The organism is Mycobacterium sp. NGS63, assembly GCF_059812295.1.
The window spans coordinates 1-21,246 of record NZ_JCALCJ010000012.1 but is presented as its reverse complement, the minus strand read 5'-3'; the positions used below and the strand labels follow the sequence as shown (position 1 = coordinate 21,246).

The 21,246-nt window shown below is 69.4% G+C and carries 27 protein-coding genes; 23 read left to right on the top strand and 4 right to left on the bottom strand.

The window, feature by feature from the left end; genetic code table 11:
• Nucleotides 1–3: 3 nt before the first annotated feature.
• From rplP to rplO, 22 genes are all read left to right on the top strand, one after another.
• A complete protein-coding gene (gene rplP / locus AC5Y4Z_RS24460) occupies nucleotides 4–420 on the top strand; it encodes a 50S ribosomal protein L16 (protein ID WP_067324153.1) in 417 nt (138 codons plus the stop codon).
• Nucleotides 420–653 carry a 50S ribosomal protein L29 gene (rpmC, locus tag AC5Y4Z_RS24455; RefSeq protein WP_499967516.1) on the top strand — a complete coding sequence of 78 codons (234 nt, stop codon included), beginning with the start codon at nucleotides 420–422 and terminating at the stop codon, nucleotides 651–653. The genes rplP and rpmC overlap by 1 nt, the downstream gene beginning before the upstream one ends.
• Nucleotides 650–1,018, top strand: a complete 369-nt coding sequence (rpsQ, locus tag AC5Y4Z_RS24450) for a 30S ribosomal protein S17 (protein WP_499967515.1) — start codon at nucleotides 650–652, stop codon at nucleotides 1,016–1,018. The genes rpmC and rpsQ overlap by 4 nt, the downstream gene beginning before the upstream one ends.
• Before the next feature lie 86 nt (nucleotides 1,019–1,104).
• Nucleotides 1,105–3,465 (top strand): arylsulfatase, encoded by a 2,361-nt coding sequence (locus AC5Y4Z_RS24445; protein ID WP_499967514.1) that lies wholly within the window; start codon nucleotides 1,105–1,107, stop codon nucleotides 3,463–3,465.
• Nucleotides 3,466–3,469: 4 nt separating this feature from the next.
• A complete protein-coding gene (locus AC5Y4Z_RS24440; protein WP_499967512.1) occupies nucleotides 3,470–4,123 on the top strand; it encodes a hypothetical protein in 654 nt (217 codons plus the stop codon).
• 53 nt (nucleotides 4,124–4,176) lie between these two features.
• Complete coding sequence (locus AC5Y4Z_RS24435) at nucleotides 4,177–5,103, top strand: DUF4436 domain-containing protein (RefSeq protein ID WP_499967511.1); 927 nt, start codon at nucleotides 4,177–4,179, stop codon at nucleotides 5,101–5,103.
• Nucleotides 5,104–5,270: 167 nt separating this feature from the next.
• On the top strand, nucleotides 5,271–6,212 hold the full coding sequence (locus AC5Y4Z_RS24430; protein WP_499967510.1) for a DUF4436 domain-containing protein: 942 nt from the start codon (nucleotides 5,271–5,273) through the stop codon (nucleotides 6,210–6,212).
• A gap of 27 nt (nucleotides 6,213–6,239) precedes the next feature.
• Nucleotides 6,240–7,130 (top strand): formylglycine-generating enzyme family protein, encoded by an 891-nt coding sequence (locus AC5Y4Z_RS24425; protein WP_499967509.1) that lies wholly within the window; start codon nucleotides 6,240–6,242, stop codon nucleotides 7,128–7,130.
• A 39-nt stretch (nucleotides 7,131–7,169) separates the two neighbouring features.
• Nucleotides 7,170–7,412, top strand: coding sequence for an AbrB/MazE/SpoVT family DNA-binding domain-containing protein (locus tag AC5Y4Z_RS24420; RefSeq protein WP_499967507.1), 243 nt, complete (start codon nucleotides 7,170–7,172; stop codon nucleotides 7,410–7,412).
• Nucleotides 7,409–7,789, top strand: a complete 381-nt coding sequence (locus AC5Y4Z_RS24415) for a type II toxin-antitoxin system VapC family toxin (RefSeq protein ID WP_499967506.1) — start codon at nucleotides 7,409–7,411, stop codon at nucleotides 7,787–7,789. Before AC5Y4Z_RS24420 ends, AC5Y4Z_RS24415 begins: the two co-directional genes overlap by 4 nt.
• Before the next feature lie 146 nt (nucleotides 7,790–7,935).
• The gene (locus AC5Y4Z_RS24410; RefSeq protein WP_499967505.1) at nucleotides 7,936–10,767 is read left to right on the top strand and encodes a PE family protein; all 2,832 of its coding nucleotides are present in this window, start codon (nucleotides 7,936–7,938) and stop codon (nucleotides 10,765–10,767) included.
• A gap of 319 nt (nucleotides 10,768–11,086) precedes the next feature.
• A complete protein-coding gene (locus tag AC5Y4Z_RS24405; protein WP_499967504.1) occupies nucleotides 11,087–11,413 on the top strand; it encodes a hypothetical protein in 327 nt (108 codons plus the stop codon).
• A 139-nt stretch (nucleotides 11,414–11,552) separates the two neighbouring features.
• On the top strand, nucleotides 11,553–11,921 hold the full coding sequence (gene rplN / locus AC5Y4Z_RS24400) for a 50S ribosomal protein L14 (protein ID WP_003403649.1): 369 nt from the start codon (nucleotides 11,553–11,555) through the stop codon (nucleotides 11,919–11,921).
• Nucleotides 11,922–12,239, top strand: coding sequence for a 50S ribosomal protein L24 (gene rplX / locus AC5Y4Z_RS24395; protein WP_499967503.1), 318 nt, complete (start codon nucleotides 11,922–11,924; stop codon nucleotides 12,237–12,239). It begins immediately after the preceding gene.
• Nucleotides 12,239–12,802: a 50S ribosomal protein L5 gene (gene rplE, locus AC5Y4Z_RS24390; protein WP_066962992.1), complete on the top strand. Its 564-nt coding sequence runs from the start codon at nucleotides 12,239–12,241 to the stop codon at nucleotides 12,800–12,802. The genes rplX and rplE overlap by 1 nt, the downstream gene beginning before the upstream one ends.
• Before the next feature lie 2 nt (nucleotides 12,803–12,804).
• Nucleotides 12,805–12,990 (top strand): type Z 30S ribosomal protein S14, encoded by a 186-nt coding sequence (locus tag AC5Y4Z_RS24385; RefSeq protein ID WP_011739072.1) that lies wholly within the window; start codon nucleotides 12,805–12,807, stop codon nucleotides 12,988–12,990.
• A 20-nt stretch (nucleotides 12,991–13,010) separates the two neighbouring features.
• Nucleotides 13,011–13,409, top strand: a complete 399-nt coding sequence (rpsH, locus tag AC5Y4Z_RS24380) for a 30S ribosomal protein S8 (protein WP_499967502.1) — start codon at nucleotides 13,011–13,013, stop codon at nucleotides 13,407–13,409.
• Between the two features lie 13 nt (nucleotides 13,410–13,422).
• On the top strand, nucleotides 13,423–13,962 hold the full coding sequence (gene rplF / locus AC5Y4Z_RS24375) for a 50S ribosomal protein L6 (RefSeq protein ID WP_499967500.1): 540 nt from the start codon (nucleotides 13,423–13,425) through the stop codon (nucleotides 13,960–13,962).
• Between the two features lie 41 nt (nucleotides 13,963–14,003).
• Complete coding sequence (gene rplR / locus AC5Y4Z_RS24370) at nucleotides 14,004–14,372, top strand: 50S ribosomal protein L18 (RefSeq protein ID WP_499967660.1); 369 nt, start codon at nucleotides 14,004–14,006, stop codon at nucleotides 14,370–14,372.
• Nucleotides 14,373–14,394: 22 nt separating this feature from the next.
• A complete protein-coding gene (rpsE, locus tag AC5Y4Z_RS24365) occupies nucleotides 14,395–15,084 on the top strand; it encodes a 30S ribosomal protein S5 (protein WP_499967499.1) in 690 nt (229 codons plus the stop codon).
• Between the two features lie 2 nt (nucleotides 15,085–15,086).
• Entirely contained in the window at nucleotides 15,087–15,269 is a 183-nt protein-coding gene (gene rpmD, locus AC5Y4Z_RS24360; protein ID WP_499967498.1) for a 50S ribosomal protein L30, read from the top strand.
• Nucleotides 15,266–15,706, top strand: a complete 441-nt coding sequence (rplO, locus tag AC5Y4Z_RS24355; RefSeq protein ID WP_499967497.1) for a 50S ribosomal protein L15 — start codon at nucleotides 15,266–15,268, stop codon at nucleotides 15,704–15,706. The genes rpmD and rplO overlap by 4 nt, the downstream gene beginning before the upstream one ends.
• Before the next feature lie 94 nt (nucleotides 15,707–15,800).
• Here the strand turns inward: rplO and AC5Y4Z_RS24350 are convergent, their stop codons facing one another.
• Complete coding sequence (locus tag AC5Y4Z_RS24350) at nucleotides 15,801–16,727, bottom strand: LLM class flavin-dependent oxidoreductase (protein ID WP_499967496.1); 927 nt, start codon at nucleotides 16,725–16,727, stop codon at nucleotides 15,801–15,803.
• 39 nt (nucleotides 16,728–16,766) lie between these two features.
• Between AC5Y4Z_RS24350 and sppA the strand changes: the two genes are divergently transcribed.
• Complete coding sequence (gene sppA / locus AC5Y4Z_RS24345) at nucleotides 16,767–18,557, top strand: signal peptide peptidase SppA (RefSeq protein ID WP_499967495.1); 1,791 nt, start codon at nucleotides 16,767–16,769, stop codon at nucleotides 18,555–18,557.
• A 6-nt stretch (nucleotides 18,558–18,563) separates the two neighbouring features.
• On the opposite strand, the gene AC5Y4Z_RS24340 is transcribed toward sppA, so the two are convergent.
• The 3 genes from AC5Y4Z_RS24340 to AC5Y4Z_RS24330 all read right to left on the bottom strand — a co-directional run.
• Entirely contained in the window at nucleotides 18,564–19,478 is a 915-nt protein-coding gene (locus tag AC5Y4Z_RS24340) for a class I SAM-dependent methyltransferase (RefSeq protein ID WP_499967494.1), read from the bottom strand.
• A 9-nt stretch (nucleotides 19,479–19,487) separates the two neighbouring features.
• A complete protein-coding gene (locus AC5Y4Z_RS24335; protein WP_499967493.1) occupies nucleotides 19,488–20,396 on the bottom strand; it encodes a class I SAM-dependent methyltransferase in 909 nt (302 codons plus the stop codon).
• Nucleotides 20,389–21,246: class I SAM-dependent methyltransferase (locus AC5Y4Z_RS24330; RefSeq protein WP_499967491.1), on the bottom strand; the 858-nt coding region annotated here is incomplete at its 5' end. The genes AC5Y4Z_RS24330 and AC5Y4Z_RS24335, both read right to left, overlap by 8 nt.

Genomic DNA, 21,246 nt, shown 5'->3' with positions numbered 1-21,246 from the left:
ATCATGTTGATTCCCCGCAAAGTCAAGCACCGCAAGCAGCACCACCCCCGCCAGCGCGGCATCGCCAGCGGCGGCACGGCGGTGCACTTCGGTGACTACGGCATCCAGGCGCTCGAGCACGCCTATGTCACCAACCGGCAGATCGAGTCGGCGCGTATCGCGATCAACCGGCACATCAAGCGTGGCGGCAAGGTGTGGATCAACGTCTTCCCCGACCGCCCGCTGACCAAGAAGCCCGCTGAAACCCGGATGGGTTCGGGTAAGGGCTCCCCGGAGTGGTGGGTGGTCAACGTGAAGCCGGGCCGGGTGCTGTTCGAGCTCAGCTACCCCAATGAGGCGGTGGCCCGCGCGGCGCTCACCCGTGCGATCCACAAGCTGCCGATCAAGGCACGCATCGTTACCCGAGAGGATCAGTTCTGATGGCAGTGGGAATTTCGCCTGGCGAACTGCGCGAGCTCACCGACGAAGAGCTCACCGAGCGTCTGCGCGAATCCAAGGAGGAGCTGTTCAACCTGCGCTTCCAGATGGCGACCGGGCAGCTCACCAACAACCGCCGGCTGCGCACGGTGCGGCAGGAAATCGCGCGCGTCTACACCGTGCTGCGGGAACGTGAACTGGGTCTGGCCAGCGGGCCCGACGGTAAGGATTCGTGATGGCAGAAGCTAAGAAGTCGGCCGCCAAGGCCGCCCCGAAGAAGGCCGCCGCGAAGAGTGCGGCCGCTTCCGACAAGCCCAAGGGCCCCAAGCACACCCCGACCAACCCCAAGTCGCGCGGCCGGCGCAAGGTGCGCATCGGCTACGTGGTGAGCGACAAGATGCAGAAGACCATCGTGGTCGAGCTCGAGGACCGCATGCGGCACCCGTTGTACGGCAAGATCATCCGGACCACCAAGAAGGTCAAGGCCCACGACGAGAACAGCACCGCCGGCATCGGCGACCGGGTCTCGCTGATGGAGACCCGCCCGCTGTCGGCGACCAAACGCTGGCGGCTCGTGGAGATTCTCGAGAAGGCCAAGTAGTAAAGGCCACCTAGCCCGCTTCGAAACGAGTGTGACGCCGCTGCGAAAACCGGCCGGATCTTTCGCGGTGGCGTTACGCTCGGCGCATGTCCGCTGACTCGGCAGAATTTCAGGGCAAGATCGAGCTGGATATCCGCGACTCGGAGCCGGATTGGGGGCCGTACGCGGCACCGACGGCGCCGGAGAACTCGCCGAACATCCTCTATCTGGTGTGGGACGACACCGGCATCGCGACCTGGGACTGCTTCGGGGGGCTGGTCGAGATGCCCGCCATGACGCGGATCGCCGAGCGCGGCGTGCGGTTGTCGCAATTCCACACCACCGCGCTGTGCTCGCCGACCAGGGCGTCGCTGTTGACCGGTCGCAACGCGACCACGGTCGGCATGGCCACCATCGAGGAATTCACCGACGCGTTCCCGAACTGCAACGGACGGATCCCGGCCGACACCGCGCTGATCTCCGAGGTGCTCGCCGAACGGGGCTACAACACGTATTGCGTAGGCAAGTGGCACCTGACGCCGCTCGAAGAGTCCAATCTGGCCGCGACCAAACGACACTGGCCCACCTCGCGCGGCTTCGAGCGGTTTTACGGGTTCATGGGCGGCGAGACCGACCAGTGGTATCCCGACCTGGTGTACGACAACCACCCCGTCAACCCGCCGGGCACACCCGAAGACGGCTATCACCTCTCGAAGGACATCGCCGACAAGACCATCGAATTCATCCGCGACGCCAAGGTGATCGCGCCGGACAAACCGTGGTTCAGCTACGTGTGCCCGGGCGCCGGGCACGCGCCGCACCATGTCTTCAAGGAGTGGGCGGACCGCTACGCGGGCCGATTCGACATGGGCTATGAGCGCTACCGCGAGATCGTGCTGGAAAAGCAGAAGTCGATGGGCATCGTGCCGCCGGACACCGAACTGTCGCCGGTCAACCCGTATCTCGACGTGAAGGGGCCCGGCGGCGAGCCGTGGCCGCTGCAGGACACGGTGCGGCCCTGGGACTCGCTCGACGACGACGAGAAGAAGCTGTTCTGCCGGATGGCCGAGGTCTTCGCCGGGTTCCTGAGCTACACCGACGCCCAGATCGGCCGCATCCTGGACTATCTCGAGGAGTCCGGCCAACTCGACGACACCATCATCGTGGTGATCTCCGACAACGGCGCCAGCGGTGAGGGCGGCCCCAACGGATCGGTGAACGAGGGCAAGTTCTTCAACGGCTACATCGACACCGTCGAGGAAAGCATGAAGCTCTTCGACCACCTGGGCGCTCCGGAAACCTACAACCACTACCCGATCGGGTGGGCGATGGCCTTCAACACGCCCTACAAGCTGTACAAGCGCTACGCCTCGCATGAGGGCGGCATCGCCGACACGGCGATCGTCTCCTGGCCCAACGGCATTGCGGCCCACGGCGAGGTCCGCGACAACTACGTCAACGTCTGCGACATCACGCCGACCATCTACGACCTGCTGGACATGACACCTCCCGAAAGCGTCAAGGGCATCGCGCAGAAGCCGTTGGACGGTGTGAGTTTCAAAGCCGCCCTTGGCGATCCGGGCGCCGACACCGGCAAGCGGACGCAGTTCTACACCATGCTGGGAACCCGCGGCATCTGGCACGAGGGCTGGTTCGCCAACACCGTCCATGCCGCCACGCCGGCCGGTTGGTCGCACTTCGACGCCGACCGCTGGGAGCTCTACCACATCGAGGCCGACCGCAGCCAGTGCCACGACCTGGCCGCCGAACAGCCCGACAAGCTGGAAGAGCTTAAAGCCCTGTGGTTTTCGGAGGCGGCCAAGTACAACGGCCTGCCGCTGGCCGATTTGAACCTAATGGAGACGCTCACCCGCTCCCGGCCCTACCTGGCGGGGGAGCGGTCCAGCTACGTCTACTACCCCGACTGCGCGGACGTCGGCATCGGCGCCGCCGCCGAGATCCGCGGCCGCTCGTTCGGCGTGCTGGCCGATGTGACGGTGGATACCGCCGGCGCCGAGGGGGTGCTCTTCAAGCAGGGCGGCGGCCACGGCGGGCACGTGCTTTTCATCCAGGACGGGCGGCTGCACTACGTGTACAACTTCCTCGGCGAGCGCCAGCAGTTGGTGTCCTCGTCCGGCCCGGTGCCGCTGGGCCGCCACGTCTTCGGTGTCCGGTACGCGCGGACGGGGACGGTGGAGAACAGCCACACCCCGCTCGGCGACCTCACCCTGTTCGTCGACGACGAGGCGGTCGGCACGCTGGCGGATGTGATCACCCATCCCGGAACGTTCGGGCTGGCGGGGGCGGGCATCACCGTCGGGCGCAACGGCGGCTCCGGGGTGTCGAGCCGCTACAAGGCGCCGTTCGCGTTCACCGGCGGCACCATCGCCCAGGTCACCGTCGACTTTTCGGGTCGGCCGTATGAGGACGTGGAAAGGGAGCTCGCGCTTGCGTTTTCGCGCGACTGAACCGTTGGCCGCCCTGCTCTGCCTTGGGGCGGTCGTAACCGGGGGTTGCGACAAGACCACCGGCGGCACCGCCACCCGCACCGGCGGGCCGGCCGCGTCGACGAGCCGCACGGCGCCGGTGTCGTCCGACCCGGCCGAGCCCGTGCCGGGCGTCGAAGTCACACTGCCCGACCACATTCCGCCCAACGCCGTGGTGTGTTTTCCGCCGCCCCCGGCGAGCGGCAGCATGGTCCGGGCGTCGGTCCCCGACCCGGTGGCCCCCGCACTCACGGTCCCGCTGCCCAACGGCTGGGATTCCGCGCCGGGCACCGGCGACGTGGCGCTGACGGCGCGTGGGCCGGGCGGCATGTCGGCGCGGGTGACCATCGCGCCGACCGACCTCGACCCCGGCGGCGCCTTTCTGCGCTACGCCACCGACCTGCGCACCGGCCATCCCGGCGTCAACGTCACCGTCGCGCCCGCGCAGTTCTGCGGCTACAGCAGCCAGGTGCTGAGCGGCACGGGGCCCGGCTCGCTCGATTTCGCCGACCGCATCACCCACGTCTGGACCAACACCAAGGCGTTTCTCGTCGCGATTCATGTGGAGGGGCCGGCCGGCCCGCCCTTCGACGCCGCGAAATCCACAGCGATGCAGCAATTTGCCGTCGTCATCCCCTGAAAAGACTCGGTTTCGGCTCCGGCGCCGGTAGCATTTGGCCCCGTGATGCCGCAATGACCACCGACGCAGCGCCACCGCCGGCGCCACCCGAGGCGCGGGGACCGCGCGTTGCCATCGCGTTCGGGATCGTCGTGGCCGTCATCGTCATCTACGTCCTGTCCCTGATCGCCGTGCACCTGCTGGCCAAGTCGGCGCCGGCGCTGCCCGCCGTGGACCTCAGCAAGGTCGAGGCCGAGGACAGCGTCGTGCAGGTGCGCATGGAGAAGCTGGATACGGTGGCAAACCGCCTGACGGTGAATGTGCTTGTGTACCCGAAGGATTCGCTGTACGACAAGAACTTCGGCGTGCTCACCACCGACGCGGCCGTGCGCCTCTACCCGGAGAACGACCTCGGAGACTTGCAGTACCCGGTGGGAAAGGCGCCGGCGCAAGTCAGCACCACGATCCAGGCCCAGGGCGACCCGGGTAACTGGCCGTTCGACACGTACAAAACCGAGGTGATCGCCGCCGACGTCTTCACCGGGTCGGGGCAGAGTCGCGAAAAGGCCTCTGCCCGTGTCGAGGTCACCGGGAAGCTCGACGGTTGGGACGCCACCGTCGCGCGCGTGCACGACCCCGCCGATTCCAACCCCGATGCCCTGGACAACGTGATCATCACGCTGCACCGGGCCAGGGGCCCGCTGATCTTCGACATCGGCATCTGCCTGGTCCTCATCGCCCTGCCGGTGTTGGCGTTGTGGGTCGCCATTCCCGTGGCGTTGGGCAGGACCTCGTTCCTGCCGCCGATGACGACCTGGTACGGCGCGATGCTGTTCGCCATCGTCCCGCTGCGCAACATCCTGCCGGGCAGCCCGCCGTACGGTTCGTGGATCGACCAAGCCGTCGTGTTGTGGGTGTTGATCGGGCTGGTTGTTGCCATGGCGCTGTTCCTGGTGGGCTGGTGGCGGCAACGGGAACGAAGGCAACCCAACAAGGGCTGACCATTTCGGCTTCGCTGGGTGACGAACCGGCGCGTGGCGGCCCGGCGGGAAATGCCTCTTTACGGTGGGAATTCCATCGCCACGCGCGGAGGGCCCCGGTTCGCTACCATCTAATCCTCGTGTGCTCGCGCGCCGCGCTCCGCATGCCCGGACGAAGGTGTTGACCGATGACTCATCAGGCTCCACCCGCACCGCCTCCCTCTGCCACGCCCGAGCCGCCGCCCGCGGCACCCCCCGAGGCTCCCGCCAAGCGCGGAAGACGGGGCAGGGCAATCGGTCTCGGCATCCTGGCGGCCTTCGTCCTCGTCTACGGCCTGTCGTTGTTCGGCGTCCACCTGCTGTTCAACGCGGCGGGACCGATCAAGCCGCCGGACCTCAATGCCAACGACGACACCGTCGTGCTGGTGCGCCTGGAGAAGCTGGACACCGTCGCCAACCGCCTCATGGTGAAGGTGCTCGTCATTCCCCAGGACAAGATGTTCGACAAGCGCCTCGATGTGTTGACCACCGACACCGCGGTGCGGATGGATCCCCCGAATGATCTGGGAGACTTGGTCTACCCGGCGGGGAAGTCGCCCGCGCAGGTCGCCACCACGGTCGAGGCGCACGGCAACCCGAACAACTGGCCGTTCGACTCCTACAGCACCGACACCCTCTCGGCGGACGTGCTCGTCGGCCAGGGCGACGCCCGCCAGTACATCCCGGCCCGGGTCGAGGTGGCCGGGCAGCTGGACGGCTGGGAGGTCAGCCTGCGACGCGTCGGCGAGGCCAGCCAGGACTCGGACCGCGGGGACAGCGTGGTCATCACCTTGCACCGGGCCAAGGGTCCGCTGATCTTCGACCTGCTGATCTGCCTTGTCCTGTTCGCCTTGCCGGCCCTGGCTATTTCGGTGGCGATACAAATCGCCTTGGGGAGAAGGAAATTCGTGCCGCCGTTCGTCACGTGGTTCGCGGCCATGCTGTTCGCCGTCATCCCCATCCGCAACTTCCTTCCCGGCTCGCCACCGCCGGGTGCGTGGATCGACCAGGCCCTCGTGATCTGGGTGCTGATAGCGCTGGTCGGTGCGATGGCCCTGTACATGCGCACCTGGTACCGACAATCGGACTAGCGCGCATCGCATCACTACCCTGAGGGGGTGCTCACCGAGCTGGTCGACCTGCCCGGCGGATCGTTCCGCATGGGCTCGACGAGCTTTTATCCCGAAGAGGCCCCGATCCACACCGTGACCGTGGCGGCCTTCGCGGTGGAGCGCCACCCGGTGACCAACGCGCAGTTCGCCGAATTCGTCTCCGCCACAGGCTATGTCACCATCGCCGAGCAACCGGTCGACCCGACGCTTTACCCGGGGGCGGACCCGAACGACCTGTGCCCGGGGGCCATGGTCTTCCGGCCGACGCGCGGGCCGGTCGACTTGCGCGACTGGCGGCAGTGGTGGGCCTGGGTGCCGGGCGCCAACTGGCGAAATCCGTTCGGGCCGGGCAGCGACCTCGAAGGCAGGGCCGATCACCCGGTGGTGCAGGTGGCCTACCCCGACGCCGCGGCGTACGCGCGGTGGGCCGGGCGGCGGTTGCCCAGCGAGGCCGAATGGGAGTACGCCGCCCGCGGTGGGGCCGGCACGACGTACTCGTGGGGCGACGAGCCCAACCCCGGGGGCCGGCTGCTGGCCAACACGTGGCAGGGAAAGTTCCCGTACCGCAATGAGGGTGCGCTGGGCTGGGTGGGCACGTCGCCGGTGGGCACGTTTCCGCCGAACGGCTTCGGTCTTCTCGACATGATCGGCAACGTGTGGGAGTGGACGGCCACCGAATACTCCGCGCACCACCGGCTCGATCAGCCACCCAAGGCGTGTTGCGCGCCGACCGGTCCCGCCGATCCGAGCGTTAGCCAGACGCTGAAGGGCGGCTCGCATCTGTGCGCCCCGGAGTACTGCCACCGCTACCGCCCGGCGGCGCGCTCCCCGCAGTCACAGGACACCGCGACGACCCACATCGGGTTCCGCTGCGTGGCCGATGGGGCCGCCAGCTGATCCGTGGCACAAATGCTGTACTTGTGGCAGCATTTGTACATGAGTGTCACGCTGAGGCTCGGCAAGCAGGGCCGGATCGTCATCCCCGCCGACATACGCGAGTCGCTCGGGCTCTCACCGGGTGATCAGGTCCACGTCCGCCTTGACGGCTCGCGGATTGTCATGGAAAGGCCGGCGGATGCGATTGACGAAATCCGCGCGCTGGGCCGGGGGAAGGCACCGAATCGTTCCCTTGTCGATGAGCTCATCGCAGAGCGCCGCGCCGAGGCACACGGCAATTGACTGTCCTCGACGCGTCGGCGCTGCTAACCCTGATTCACGAAGAGCCCGGCGCCGACCTCGTCGCGGAGGCGATGACCGGTGCGGTCATCGGTACGCCGAACCTTGCCGAGGTCGTCGGCAAACTCGTCGACGCGGGGATTGACGCCTCGGGCATCCGCCGGCTTGTGGTGGCCGCAGGTGGCGCCATCGAACCGTTGACCGCCGATGACGCGGTGCTTGCCGGCGCTCTGCGTGCCATTACCGGAGGAAAACAGCTTTCGCTCGGCGACCGATGCTGCCTTGCCCTGGCTGTGCGCAGTTCGCCCCCGATCGTGATGACCGCCGACCGCACTTGGGCCGGCCTCGACCTGCCGATCGAGGTCCGGCTGATTCGCTAGCTGGCCTAGTGGCTCGTTAGTCCCGCTGCGAGGCTAAGGTCCGCGGAGCACGTACCGATGTTTTGAATTCCTGGAGTCTTGGATTGAAAGGTGGATACTCACTTCCATCTCATTTCCGATGGCCGGGGCACGATGGAGGGACAACGGTGTCCTATCTGATCGCAACACCAGGGATCGTGTTGGCAGCGGGAACGGATGTGGCCGAGATCGGTTCGTCGCTCTGTGCGGCCTTTGCGGCGGCGGCTCCAACAACCGCGGTGGCAGTTGCTGCGGGCGATGAAGTGTCGAAGGCAATCGCGGCGCTGTTTTCTTTTCATGGTCAGCAGTTCCAGTCGCTGGGCGCGCAGATGGCCGCGGTCGATCAGCAGTTCGCCGCCTCCCTCACCGCGGCGGCGAGGGCCTATGCGGGAGCGGAGGCAGCCAACGCGTCACCCTTGCAGACCGTCGAGCAAGCCCTGCTCAACGCCGTGAATGCGCCCACCGAGATGCTGTTGGGCCGACCGCTGATCGGCAACGGCCTCAATGGAATTGCGGGAGGGACATTGGCGCAAGCCAATGGTGGTCCCGGCGGGATTCTGTTCGGTAATGGCGGGGCCGGCGCGACCGACGCGGCTGGACAGGGCGGCACCGGCGGGGCCGGCGGGCTGATCGGGAGTGGTGGTGCCGGTGGTGCGGGCACTGGCGGCGGTGCCGGTGGTCGCGGCGGCGCCGCCGGTTTGCTTTACGGCAACGGTGGCATGGGTGGGGTTGGTGGCGCCGCCACCGGCGGCGGGGCTGGTGGGGCTGGCGGGGCCGGCGGGTCTGGGGGCTTTCTGGGCAACGGCGGAGCCGGCGGCAGTGGTGGGGCTGGCGGTGACGCGACCGTCGCCGGCGGTAACGGCGGGCCCGGCGGGGCTGGCGGGGCCGGTGGTAACGCCGGGCGTGTTGTCGGCGATGGCGGGGCCGGGGGTAGCGGCGGGGCCGGCGGTAACGGCGGGGCGGTCAGCGGCAGCACTGTCTTATCCGGCGACGACGGCGGGGCGGGCGGGGCAGGCGGGGCTGGCGGCTGGGCGGGCGGGCTGCTCGGCAACGCCGGTGCCGGCGGGGCCGGCGGCGCCGGCGGGCCGGGTGGGGCCGTGAGCGGATCCAGCATCGTCTACGCCGGCGACGTCGGCGGGGCGGGCGGGACCGGCGGCGTCGGCGGCCCGGGTTTCGGCGGCCAGGCTGGTAACGGCGGTGCCGGCGGGGCCGGTGGCGCCGCCGGCACCGTCACCGACAGCACCGTGTACTCCGGCGACACCGGTGGAGCCGGCGGCAACGGCGGCGCCGGCAACTACACCGGGTATTTCGGCGACGGAGGTCACGGCGGCGCCGGCGGTAAGGGTGGTGCCGGGGGCGCCGTCACGAATAGCGTCGTGCAGGCCGGCGACACCGGCGGCAACGGCGGCGCCGGCGGGGGCGGTGGCCTTGGCGCGTTTGTCGGTGACGGCGGGAGCGGTGGTGCTGGCGGTAGCGGCGGCGACGCCGGGCTGGTCACCGGCGGTTCCTCCGTCAGCATGGGTGACTTGGGCGGGGCCGGCGGTGCCGGCGGCGCCGGCAACAATGCCGGGTTAGTCGGTAACGGCGGTAACGGTGGCGCCGGCGGTAACGGCGGGGCAGGCGGGGCCGTGAGCGGATCCAGCACCATCACCACCGGCGACGACGGCGGGGCCGGCGGGGCCGGAGGCACCGGCTCCGGCGGTACCCACGGCACCCGGGTTATTCACGGGGGTAATGGCGGGGCCGGCGGGACCGGCGGGACCGTCACGGGCAGCACCGTTCACTCCGGCGACAACGGCGGGGCTGGCGGCGCTGGCGGGAGCATCGTTGGTGGTAATGACGCTGACGGCGGCACCGGCGGGGCCGGCGGAGCTGGCGGGGCCGTCATCGATAGCACCGTCACCGTCGGCGACGACGGTGGAGCCGGTGGTGCCGGCGGCAACGGCGCCTTTGCGGGGCAGATCGGTAACGGCGGCGCTGGTGGCGCCGGCGGTAACGGCGGGGCAGGCGGGGCCGTGAGCGGATCCAGCACCATCACCATCGGCGACGATGGCGGGGCCGGCGGGGCAGGCGGCAACGGCAACCTTAGCGGGTATGTCGGTAACGGCGGTGCTGGTGGCGCCGGCGGTAACGGCGGGGCTGGTGGGGCTGTGAGCGGATCCAGCATCGTGACCACCGGCGATATCGGTGGGGCCGGTGGGACCGGCGGCAACGGCGACCTAGCCGTGTTATTCGGTAACGGCGGCACCGGCGGGGCCGGTGGTGTCGGCGGGGCAGGGGGCGCCGTGAGCGGATCCAGCACCGTCACCACCGGCGACATCGGCGGGGCCGGGGGCACCGGTGGCGCCGCCGGCCTCGCCTCGGATGTCGGTAACGGCGGCGCCGGCGGTAACGGCGGCACCGGTGGGGTCGGTGGGGCCGTCACCGACAGCACCGTCGGCTTCGGCGATGTCGGCGGGGCCGGCGGGATCGGCGGAGCCGGCGGCGCCGTACTCGTGCTCGGCAACGGCGGGATCGGCGGTGCCGGTGGGGTCGGTGGGGCCGGCGGGGCCGTCACCAACAGCACCATCTCCACGGGCGATGTCGGCGGGGCCGGAGGCTCCGGCGGTGGCGGCGGGATCAACATGATCGGCATCAGCGGCGGTCATGGCGGCGCTGGCGGTGCCGGCGGCGACTCCGGCGCCGTGACCGGCAGTCAACCCGGTACCGGGGACACCGGCGGGGCCGGCGGGGCGGCCGGCGCCGGCGGCCAGGCGATCGGACTCGGCAACGGCGGTGACGGAGGTACCGGCGGGGCCGGCGGCAACTCCGCGACCGGTCACGGTGGCGATGGCGGAGACGGCGGTGGCGGCGGCGGCCCCGGGCTGATCGGCTCCGGCGGTCACGGTGGCCCGGGCGGTGACGCCGGCACCGGCCCCGCCGGCAACGGCACCAACGGCCAGCCAGGCCAGTCCGGTTAACCTCAGTTCCGCACCGGTTTTTGCCCCTTAGCCTCGATATTGCGTGGTGGTTGGCGGGGGCTGGGGTTGATGTCGAGTTGTGTTGCTGGGTAGTGATTTTCGTGTGGCGGTGTGGTTGATGTGTCCCGTGTCGCCGGGTGGGGCGGGCACTTCCCAGTGCCTGTTGGTCTTTCCTGATCGTTTGGTCAGATGGGCCTGGGTGTTATCGGAAGGCGGTGCGGAGGTGTTGCCAGGCGGTCGCGATCTGTGATGCCCACCGCCAGGTGGCGTCGATGCGTAAGCGGATTTGGCGGGCGCTGCGGGTGATGCGGGCTGCGGCGTGCATGTCAGCTTCACCATCCGGCTGCACCGGGTCCGCACCGAGCACGAGCCCGCCCTCGAGTCGATGTTCAACGACCTGCGGGCCCGCCGCTTCCGCTACAACGACTGCGACATCGACGCCACGCTCGCCGAGCTGGCGGCGGCCGCGGCGGGATTTCGCGACGAGGTCGCGCGCACGGCGGACTGGGACCGCGCGGGGACCCGGTTGCCGGGCGAGCGGCGCACCGCGCGGTGGCTCGTTCGCCAGGCGATGCACGAAGGCGTCCACCACCTCGCCGATATCCGCGAGATCGGTGAATTTGGCTCTGAGCAGGTCGTCCCCTAGACTCTAGGGGTTGCCTTGGGCAGACCTCGGCCGGTGCATATCGGCCCCGCGTGCCCTTCGGTGACAAACCGCTTTGAAAGACCGCGCACGCTCGAGGTTAGCTCCTGCCGTGCACACGTGAACCAGGTCAGGAGATCGAGTGATTCAGCAGGAATCGCGGCTGAAGGTCGCCGACAACACCGGCGCCAAGGAGATCTTGTGCATCCGGGTGCTCGGCGGCTCGTCGCGACGCTATGCCGGCATCGGTGACGTCATCGTCGCCACCGTCAAGGACGCCATTCCCGGCGGCAACGTCAAGCGCGGCGACGTCGTCAAGGCCGTCGTGGTGCGCACGGTCAAGGAGCGCCGGCGTCCCGACGGCAGCTACATCAAGTTCGACGAGAACGCCGCGGTGATCATCAAGCCCGACAACGACCCGCGCGGGACGCGCATCTTCGGGCCGGTCGGCCGCGAACTGCGCGAGAAGCGGTTCATGAAGATCATCTCGCTGGCCCCGGAGGTGTTGTAGATGAAGGTGCACAAGGGCGACACCGTCCTGGTCATCGCAGGCAAAGACAAGGGCGCCAAGGGCAAGGTCCTGCAGGCGTACCCGGACCGTAACCGCGTGCTCGTCGAGGGCGTCAACCGGATCAAGAAGCACACCGCGGTTTCGACCAACCAGCGCGGGGCCCGCTCGGGCGGCATCGTCACCCAGGAGGCGCCGATCCACGTTTCCAACGTGATGGTGGTCGACTCCGACGGCAAGCCCACCCGCATCGGCTACCGCACCGACGACGAAACGGGCAAGCGCGTCCGCATCTCCAAGCGCAACGGCAAGGACATCTGATGACCACTGCAGAAAAGACCCAGCCGCGCCTGAAAGAGCGCTACCGCAACGAGATTCGCGATGCGTTGCACAAGCAATTCGGCTACGGCAACGTCATGCAGATCCCGACGGTGACCAAGGTCGTCGTCAACATGGGGGTGGGCGACGCCGCCCGCGACGCCAAGCTGATCAACGGCGCGGTCAACGACCTGGCGCTGATCACCGGACAGAAGCCCGAGATTCGCAAGGCGCGCAAGTCCATCGCGCAGTTCAAGTTGCGCGAGGGCATGCCGATCGGCGCACGGGTGACGTTGCGCGGGGACCGGATGTGGGAGTTCCTCGACCGCCTCACCTCGATCGCGCTGCCGCGTATCCGTGACTTCCGCGGGCTGTCGCCCAAGCAGTTCGATGGCGTCGGCAACTACACCTTCGGGCTGGCCGAGCAGTCGGTGTTCCACGAGATCGACGTGGACAAGATCGACCGGGTCCGCGGCATGGACATCAACGTCGTCACCTCGGCGACAACCGACGACGAAGGACGAGCGCTGTTGCGGGCCCTCGGCTTTCCGTTCAAGGAGAACTGAGCATGGCAAAGAAGGCACTGGTCAACAAGGCCGCACGCAAACCGAAGTTCGCGGTGCGCGGCTACACCCGCTGCAGCAAGTGCGGCCGCCCGCGCGCGGTGTTCCGCAAGTTCGGGCTGTGCAGGATTTGCCTGCGCGAGATGGCGCACGCGGGCGAGCTGCCCGGCGTGCAGAAGAGCAGCTGGTGACGGGACACGGGGACTAAACCATGACGATGACTGACCCGATCGCAGACTTCTTGACCCGTCTGCGCAACGCCAATTCGGCGTATCACGACGAGGTGACGTTGCCGCACTCGAAGATCAAGGCCAACATCGCCCAGATCCTCAAGAACGAGGGCTACATCACCGACTTCCGGACCGAAGACGCCCGGGTGGGCAAGTCGCTGGTCGTGCAGCTGAAGTACGGACCGAGCCGGGAGCGCAGCATCGCCGGCCTGCGCCGGGTGTCCAAGCCCGGCCTGCGGGTGTACGCGAAGTCGACCAACCTGCCGCGGGTGCTCGGCGGGCTGGGCGTGGCGATCATCTCGACGTCGTCGGGTCTGCTCACCGACCGTCAGGCAGCCAGACAGGGCGTGGGCGGCGAAGTCCTCGCGTACGTGTGGTGAGTAGGGGATAGACATGTCGCGCATTGGTAAGCAACCCATTCCGATCCCCAGCGGGGTCGATGTCACGATCGACGGGCAGAACGTCTCGGTGAAGGGGCCCAAGGGCAGCCTGAATCTGACGGTGGCCGAGCCGATTACGGTAGGCCGCAACGACGACGGCGCGATCGTGGTCACCCGCCCCAACGACGAGCGGCGCAACCGCTCGCTGCACGGGCTGTCGCGCACGCTCGTGTCCAACCTGGTCACCGGCGTCACCGAGGGCTACACCACCAAGATGGAGATCTTCGGCGTCGGCTACCGCGTGCAGCTCAAGGGCTCCAACCTCGAATTCGCGCTCGGCTACAGCCATCCCGTGGTGATCGAGGCGCCCGAGGGCATCACGTTCGCGGTGCAGTCCCCGACGAAGTTCACGGTCACCGGGATCGACAAGCAAAAGGTCGGCCAGATCTCGGCGAACATCCGCCGCCTGCGCCGTCCCGACCCGTACAAGGGCAAGGGCGTGCGCTACGAGGGCGAGCAGATCCGCCGCAAGGTCGGAAAGACAGGTAAGTAGTCATGGCGCAAAAACAGGCTGACACCGCCGCGCGAAAGCCGGTGGGGCAGAGCGTATCCGCGACCCGGCGGGTTTCCCGGCTGCGCAGGCACGCGCGGCTGCGCAAGAAGATCGCGGGCACCGCGCAGCGCCCGCGGCTGGTCGTAAACCGGTCCGCGCGGCACATTCACGTGCAACTGGTCAACGACGAAAACGGCACCACCGTGGCGGCCGCGTCGTCGATCGAGGCCGACGTGCGCGGCCTGGACGGCGACAAGAAGGCCCACAGCGTGCGGGTCGGTCAGTTGATCGCCGAGCGCGCCAAGGCCGCCGGCATCGACACCGTGGTCTTCGACCGCGGCGGCTACACCTACGGCGGACGGATCGCGGCGCTGGCCGATGCCGCACGCGAGAACGGATTGAGTTTCTGATGACAACTGGAAGGACCGCATAATGGCGGAACAGTCGACCGGCGGGCCGGGCGCCCCGGACAGCCGCGACTCGCGTGGTGACGGCCGCGACAGCCGCGGCCGGCGCGACGGGGGTGGCCGCGGCGGCCGTGATCGCGACCGCGACGGCGACAAGAGCAACTACCTCGAGCGCGTCGTCGCCATCAACCGCGTCTCCAAGGTGGTCAAGGGTGGCCGCCGATTCAGCTTCACCGCGCTGGTCATCGTCGGCGACGGCAACGGCATGGTCGGCGTCGGCTACGGCAAGGCCAAGGAGGTGCCCGCCGCGATCGCCAAGGGCGTGGAGGAGGCGCGCAAGGGCTTCTTCCGGGTGCCGCTGATCGGCGGCACCATCACGCACCCCGTGCAGGGCGAGGCGGCCGCCGGCGTGGTGCTGCTGCGTCCGGCCAGCCCGGGTACCGGTGTGATCGCCGGCGGTGCGGCCCGCGCCGTGCTGGAATGCGCTGGGGTGCACGACATCCTGGCCAAGTCGCTGGGCAGCGACAACGCGATCAACGTGGTGCATGCCACCGTCGCCGCGCTCAAGCTGCTGCAGCGTCCGGAGGAGGTGGCCGCGCGCCGCGGCCTGCCGATCGAGGACGTCGCCCCAGCCGGGATGCTCAAGGCGCGCCGCGAAAGTGACGCGCTCGCCGGCCTGCCCGCGGGCGCGGCGGTCCGGGAGGGGACGGCATAGCCATGAGTCAGCTCAAGATCACCCAGGTGCGCAGCACCATCGGGGCGCGCTGGAAGCAGCGCGAGAGCCTGCGCACGCTGGGGCTGCGACGGATTCGCCACTCGGTGATCCGTGAGGACAACCCGCAGACCCGCGGCCTGATCGCGGTGGTGCGCCACCTCGTCGAGGTGGAGGAGGCCAAATGACCATCAAGCTGCACGACCTGAAGCCCGCACCCGGCTCCAAGACGGCCCGTACCCGCGTCGGCCGCGGCGAGGGCTCCAAGGGCAAGTCCGCGGGCCGCGGTACCAAGGGCACCAAGGCCCGCAAGAACGTCCCGGCCACCTTCGAGGGCGGCCAGATGCCGATTCACATGCGGCTGCCCAAGCTCAAGGGGTTCCGGAACCGGTTCCGCACCGAGTACGAGATCGTCAACGTCGGCGACATCGGCCGGCTGTTCCCGCAGGGCGGGCCCATCGGCGTCGACGAGCTGGTGGCCAAGGGCGCGGTGCGCAAAAACTGCTTGGTCAAGGTGCTCGGCGACGGCGAGTTGTCGGTGAAGGTCGACGTCACCGCGCACAAGTTCAGCGGCAGCGCGCGCGAGAAGATCACCGCCGCGGGTGGCTCGGTCACCGAGCTTTAGCCCCGCGAGCAGACGCAAAAGCACCCGCACGCACGGCGTGTCGGGTGCTGTTGCGTTCCCCCGGCTTCGCGGGGGCGCCCCCAGCTCGCGCAATCTAAGCCAGCCGCGGAATGACCTCCGCGGCAAGGCGTTCCATCTGCTCGCGGTTCTCGGCGACATCCGCGCCGACGGGATTGAGCAGCAGCATCTCGGCGCCCGCGCCGATTACCTCGCGCAGCCCGCGGGCCACGTCGTCGGGTGTGCCCGACACCGGGACCGCGTCGACACCCTTCATCTCGCCGTAGATGCGGCGCAGCCCGGCCAGCACCCGCTCGCGGGCGCGCGCCGCGTCGTCGTCGACGGTGAGGTAGACCCGTTTGCCAATGGTGAAGTGCGCGGGGTCCTTTCGCTGCTCGTCGAGTTCGCGGCGTACCACCTCGACGGCCCCGGCGAACGCCTCGGTGGTTGACGAGCCCGCGCCCAGAAACGAGTCGCCGTGGCGCACCGCCCGCGCGAGCGCCTTGGGCGCCAGCCCACCGAACCAGATCGGCGGGTGCGGCCGCTGCACCGGCTTGGGCGCCATCGGCAGGTCGTCGACGTCGCGGAAGCGGCCGTGGAACGTCACCCTGGGTTCGTCGGACCAGGCCGCCTTCATCAGCTCCAGGCCCTCGGTGAAATACGAGATGTACGTGGACTTCTCGACGCCGAACGCGTCGAATCGCCGGAAGCCGCCGCCGGTCCCGACGCCGAGGTCCAAGCGGCCGTGGCTGAGCCGGTCGACGGCGGTCGCGGCCGAGGCCAGCTGGAGCGGGTCGTGCAGCGAGGTCACCAGGACGCCGACCCCCAGGCGAAGCCGCTCGGTGCAGGCGGCGCAGTACGCCAGCAGCTCCAGCGGCGCCAGCAGCGGCGCGGGCCCGATGATCTGCTCGAGCACCCAGCCGCCCTCGAACCCCAGCTCCTCGGCGCGGGCGAGAAAGGACCGTAGGCCGGCCGCGTCGAAGCGGTCGTAGTCGAATTGGGGGATGGCGATGGAAAACCTCACCCGACCACCGTACGGCGGACGATCGGTACCCTGCACAGTATGTTCGCCTTCCTGCCGTCCCTACCCGGAATCGACGACGTGCGCGCCCTGGCCGGCCGGGTCGACACCGCACGCCACCACGGTGTCCCCAACGGCTGCGTGCTCGAGGTCGACCTGCGCTCGGCGCCTCCGGAGACGACGGGCTTCGATCCGCTCGCGCTCGTCACCGGCGGCGGCCGCGCTATGTCGCTGCGCGACACCGTCGCCGCGATCCACCGCGCCGCCGAGGACCCCCGGGTCGTCGGGCTGATCGCCCGCGTGCAGCTCGCGGCGTCGCCGCCGGCGGCGGTCCAGGAGCTGCGGGAGGCGTTCGCGGCTTTCACCGCCGTCAAGCCGTCGCTGGCGTGGGCCGAGACCTACCCCGGCACGCTGTCGTACTACCTGGCCTCGGCGTTCGGTGAGGTCTGGATGCAGCCCTCGGGGAGTGTCGGCCTGATCGGGTTCGCGAGCAACGCCATGTTCCTGCGCGACGCGCTGGACAAGGCGGGCATCGAGGCGCAGATCATCGCGAAGGGTGAATACAAGTCGGCGGCAAACCTTTTCACCGAGGGCGGGTTTACCGAGGCCCACCGCGAGGCCGTCACCCGGATGCTGCAGAGCCTGCAGGAACAGGTGTGGCGGGCGGTCGCCGAGTCGCGCAAGCTCGACGCGGATGCGCTCGATGCGCTGGCCGACCGGGCCCCGTTGCTGCGCGACGACGCGGTGTCCTCGGGTCTGGTCGACCGGATCGGGTTCCGCGACGAGGCCTACGCGCGGATCGCGGAACTCGTTGGCTCGAAAGACGTTTCGGACGAAGAGGATCATCCGCCGCGGTTGTATTTGGCGCGTTACGCGGGTGCGGCCCGGTCGCGGCTGGCCCCGGCGGTGCCGGCGGTGCCCGGCCGGCGTCCCAAGCCGACGTTCGCTCTGGTCACCATCGACGGCGCGATCGTGAACGGCCGCGGCGGTCCGCAGTTCCTGCCGCTGGGCACGCCCACCGCCGGTGGCGACACCGTCGCGGCGGCGCTGCGGGAGGCCGCCGCCGACGATTCGGTGTCGGCGATCGTGTTGCGGGTGGACAGCCGCGGGGGCGCGGTCACCGCGTCGGAGACCATCTGGCGCGAGGTGAGAAGGGTCCGCAAGCGCGGCAAGCCGGTGGTGGCCTCGATGGGTTCGGTCGCCGCCTCCGGGGGCTACTACGTCGCCGCGGGCGCCGACGCGATTGTGGCCAATCCCGCCACGATCACCGGATCGATCGGCGTGATCAGCGGCAAGCTGGTGGTGCGTGACCTCAAGGGCCGGCTCGGGGTGGCCTCGGATACCGTGCGCACCAACGCGAACGCGGATGCCTGGTCGATCGACGCGCCGTTCACACCCGAACAGCGGGCGCACCGGGACGCCGAAGTGGACCTGCTCTACACCGACTTCGTGGAGCGGGTCGCCGAGGGCCGCAACCTGACCACCGAGGCCGTGGATGCCGTTGCGCGCGGTCGGATCTGGACCGGCGCCGACGCCGTCGAGCGCGGCCTGGTCGACGAGCTGGGCGGGTTGCGGGCCGCGGTGCGCCGGGCGAAGGTCCTGGCCGGCCTGGACGAGGACACCGATGTGCGCCTCGTCAGCTATCCGGGTTCGTCGCTGCTGGACCTGGTGCGGCCACGCGCGTCGTCGCGGCCGGCCGCCGCGTCGCTGCCGGACGCGCTGGCCGCGCTGGCCGGCATCTCGATCGCCGGCGTCGTGCAAAGCATTTCGGACAGCGTCGAGCAGACGCTGTCCGGTGCCAGCGCCCTGTGGCTGGGCACGTCGCGCCTCTAGCCGTTGTCAGCCGGGCAGCCTGGCGCTGATGAAGATGATCTCGCCGAGCGGGTCGTCGTATTCGGCGGGCGGCACCTCGATGTCGTTGCGCCTGAACAGTTCGGTCCGCGTCACGCCCTCGGCGTCCCACCCTTTGGAGCGCAGGTAGTCGACGACGTGGTTGCGCTCGCCGGCGTAGACCAGCGACCCCATGTCGATGTCGACGCCGTGGTCCCGGAAGGAACTGGACCGCTCCCGCATGCGCTCGGCGTCGAAATCGATGATGCCCGGGACGAATTCGGTGGCGACGGTGCTTCCGGGAGCGCTGAGCGCCGTGATGTTGTCGAACAGTCGGTCCTGGGCTTCCGGCGGCAGGTAGATCAGCAGGCCTTCGGCCAGCCACGCGGTCGGCGCGGTCGGGTCCAGCCCCGCCGCCGTCAGGGCGGCCGGCCAGTCCGCGCGCAGGTCGATGGCGACGGTGCGACGTTCGGCGGACGGTTCGGCGCCGAGACCGGCCAGCGTGGTGGTCTTGAACTCGATCACCTGCGGCTGGTCGATCTCGTAGACCACCGTGCCGTCCGGCCAGGGCAGCCGGTAGGCGCGGGCGTCCAGCCCGGACGCCAGGATCACCACCTGGCGCACCCCCGCGCCGGTCGCTTTCATAAAGTAGTCGTCAAAGTACTTGGTGCGCACCGTCATTCCGTCGATCATCGCCTGAACGCGCACCGCCGAGGCGTCCTCGATCGCCGCGACGTCGAGCTCACCGTCCATCATCTTGGTGAAGAAGTCCACTCCGACGGCGCGCACCAGCGGCTCGGCGAACGGGTCGTTGATCAGACCGCGGGGATCCCTCGTCGCCATCGCGCGCCCGGCCGCGACCATCGTCGCGGTCGCGCCCACGCTGGACGCCAGGTCCCAGTTGTCGTCGTGAGAGCGTGGCATGGCTCAACCCTACTTCAGGGTCGCCGCGACGTAGCTCAGCTCGCCGAAGGTGGCCGCCATCTCCTCTTCCGGGAACTCAAACCCGTTGCGCGCGTACAAATCCCTGGCCGGATAGGGCGTCACCGCCCAGCCGTGGGTGGTCAGGTAGTCGACAACCACGTTGCGCTCGCCGCGGTAGAACAGGTCCGCCGCGTTGAGGCCGAAACCGAGGCGCTGCCAGCGCTCGGAGATGCGCTGCAGCCGCTCGTCGGTGAACGCATTCGGGTCGGGCACGTGTTCGGTGGCCAGCCGGCTGCCCGGCGCGCTGAGCGCGGTGACGTGGTCGAACAGCCGGTCCTGGGCCTCGGGCGGCAGGTAGGGCAGCAGGCCCTCGGCGCTCCACGCGGTCGGTTGGGTGACGTCGAAGCCGCCGTCGCGCAGCGCCGCGGGCCAGTCGTCGCGCAAGTCGACCGCGATCGCGCGGCGTTCGGCGGTCGGGGTGGCCCCGAGGCCGGCCAGCGTGTCGGTTTTGAACGCGATGACCTGCGGCTGGTCGATCTCGTAGACCACGGTGCCGGCCGGCCACGGCAACCGGTAGGCCCTGGTGTCCAGGCCGGAGGCCAGGATCACCGCCTGCCGCACGCCGTCACCGGTGGCGCCGATGAAGAAGTCGTCGAAAAAACGGGTGCGGACCGTGATCTGCTCCCGCCGCCTCTTGCGGTTGAACAGCGGGTCGTTCTCGAAGTCGATCTCGCCGTCGATGATGCGGACGAAGGGTTCCATCCCGACGGCGCGGACCAGCGGGTCGGCCAGCGGGTCGTCGAGCAGGGGATCGGGTCCCTGCGACGCCACGGCGCGCGATGCAGCGACCATGGTGGCCGTGGCGCCCACGCTGGATGCCGGCCCCCAGCTGTCGCCGTCGGTGCGGCCGCTACTCATGGGTGCCGCTCACATAGAGCACGTCGCCCATGCGCGTGTCGTCGTCGTCGAGCGGCGGAAGGCCGTTGGCCGAGAACAGCTCTCGGATGCTGACGCCGTTCAGGGCCCACCCGCGGTCGCTCAGGTAGGGGGCCGCCTCGTTGCGGTCTCCGAAGTAGACCAGCCCGGTCATGTCCAGCTCGAAGCCGTGGGCGCGCCAGCGTTCAGAGATGCTTTGCATGCGCTCCTTCATCTTGTCCTCGTCGCCGGGCTCGGGGTTGGGTGCGCTTTCGGTGGCCAGCCGGCTGCCCGGCGCGCTGAGCTCGGTGATGGTGTCCAGCAGGCGGTCCTGCGCCTCCGGCGGCAGGTAGCCCAGCAGCCCCTCGGCGCTCCACGCGGTCGGCAGGCTCGGGTCGAACCCGGCGGCGCGCAGCGCGGCTGGCCAGTCCTCGCGCAGGTCGATGGCCACCACCCGGCGCTCGGCGGTGGGCGCGGCGCCCAGCTCGGCCAGCGTGCGGGACTTGAACTCGATGACCTGTGGCTGGTCGACCTCGTAGACCACGGTCCCGGCCGGCCAGGCCAGCCGGTAGGCGCGCGAATCGAGCCCGGACGCCAGGATCACGACCTGCCTGATCCCGGCCTGCGTGGCGCCCAGGAAGAACTCGTCGAAGAACTTGGTGCGCACGGCCATGTTGTCGGCCATGCGGGACATGGCGCCGGTGGACCGCGTGGCGCCGTCCTGGACGTCGTGGACGTCGTTTAGCTCGGTCGGGTTCAAGTCGCCGCTGGCCAGCCGGGAGAGCAGGTCCACGCCGACGGCCCGCACCAGCGGCTCGGCGAACGGGTCGTTGATCAGCGGGCGGTCGGCCCG

What these genes read in the sequence shown, in the direction of transcription:
- AC5Y4Z_RS24385 (WP_011739072.1), top strand. Translation starts at nt 12,805, where the DNA reads ATGGCAAAGAAGGCACTGGTCAACAAGGCCGCACGCAAACCGAAGTTC.
- AC5Y4Z_RS24435 (WP_499967511.1), top strand. Translation starts at nt 4,177, where the DNA reads ATGACCACCGACGCAGCGCCACCGCCGGCGCCACCCGAGGCGCGGGGA.
- rpsH (WP_499967502.1), top strand. Translation starts at nt 13,011, where the DNA reads ATGACGATGACTGACCCGATCGCAGACTTCTTGACCCGTCTGCGCAAC.
- rplP (WP_067324153.1), top strand. Translation starts at nt 4, where the DNA reads ATGTTGATTCCCCGCAAAGTCAAGCACCGCAAGCAGCACCACCCCCGC.
- AC5Y4Z_RS24430 (WP_499967510.1), top strand. Translation starts at nt 5,271, where the DNA reads ATGACTCATCAGGCTCCACCCGCACCGCCTCCCTCTGCCACGCCCGAG.
- rplO (WP_499967497.1), top strand. Translation starts at nt 15,266, where the DNA reads ATGACCATCAAGCTGCACGACCTGAAGCCCGCACCCGGCTCCAAGACG.
- AC5Y4Z_RS24420 (WP_499967507.1), top strand. Translation starts at nt 7,170, where the DNA reads ATGAGTGTCACGCTGAGGCTCGGCAAGCAGGGCCGGATCGTCATCCCC.
- rplF (WP_499967500.1), top strand. Translation starts at nt 13,423, where the DNA reads ATGTCGCGCATTGGTAAGCAACCCATTCCGATCCCCAGCGGGGTCGAT.
- rpmD (WP_499967498.1), top strand. Translation starts at nt 15,087, where the DNA reads ATGAGTCAGCTCAAGATCACCCAGGTGCGCAGCACCATCGGGGCGCGC.
- rpmC (WP_499967516.1), top strand. Translation starts at nt 420, where the DNA reads ATGGCAGTGGGAATTTCGCCTGGCGAACTGCGCGAGCTCACCGACGAA.
- rplX (WP_499967503.1), top strand. Translation starts at nt 11,922, where the DNA reads ATGAAGGTGCACAAGGGCGACACCGTCCTGGTCATCGCAGGCAAAGAC.
- AC5Y4Z_RS24445 (WP_499967514.1), top strand. Translation starts at nt 1,105, where the DNA reads ATGTCCGCTGACTCGGCAGAATTTCAGGGCAAGATCGAGCTGGATATC.
- rpsE (WP_499967499.1), top strand. Translation starts at nt 14,395, where the DNA reads ATGGCGGAACAGTCGACCGGCGGGCCGGGCGCCCCGGACAGCCGCGAC.
- sppA (WP_499967495.1), top strand. Translation starts at nt 16,767, where the DNA reads ATGTTCGCCTTCCTGCCGTCCCTACCCGGAATCGACGACGTGCGCGCC.
- AC5Y4Z_RS24340 (WP_499967494.1), bottom strand. Translation starts at nt 19,478, where the DNA reads ATGCCACGCTCTCACGACGACAACTGGGACCTGGCGTCCAGCGTGGGC.
- AC5Y4Z_RS24335 (WP_499967493.1), bottom strand. Translation starts at nt 20,396, where the DNA reads ATGAGTAGCGGCCGCACCGACGGCGACAGCTGGGGGCCGGCATCCAGC.
- rplE (WP_066962992.1), top strand. Translation starts at nt 12,239, where the DNA reads ATGACCACTGCAGAAAAGACCCAGCCGCGCCTGAAAGAGCGCTACCGC.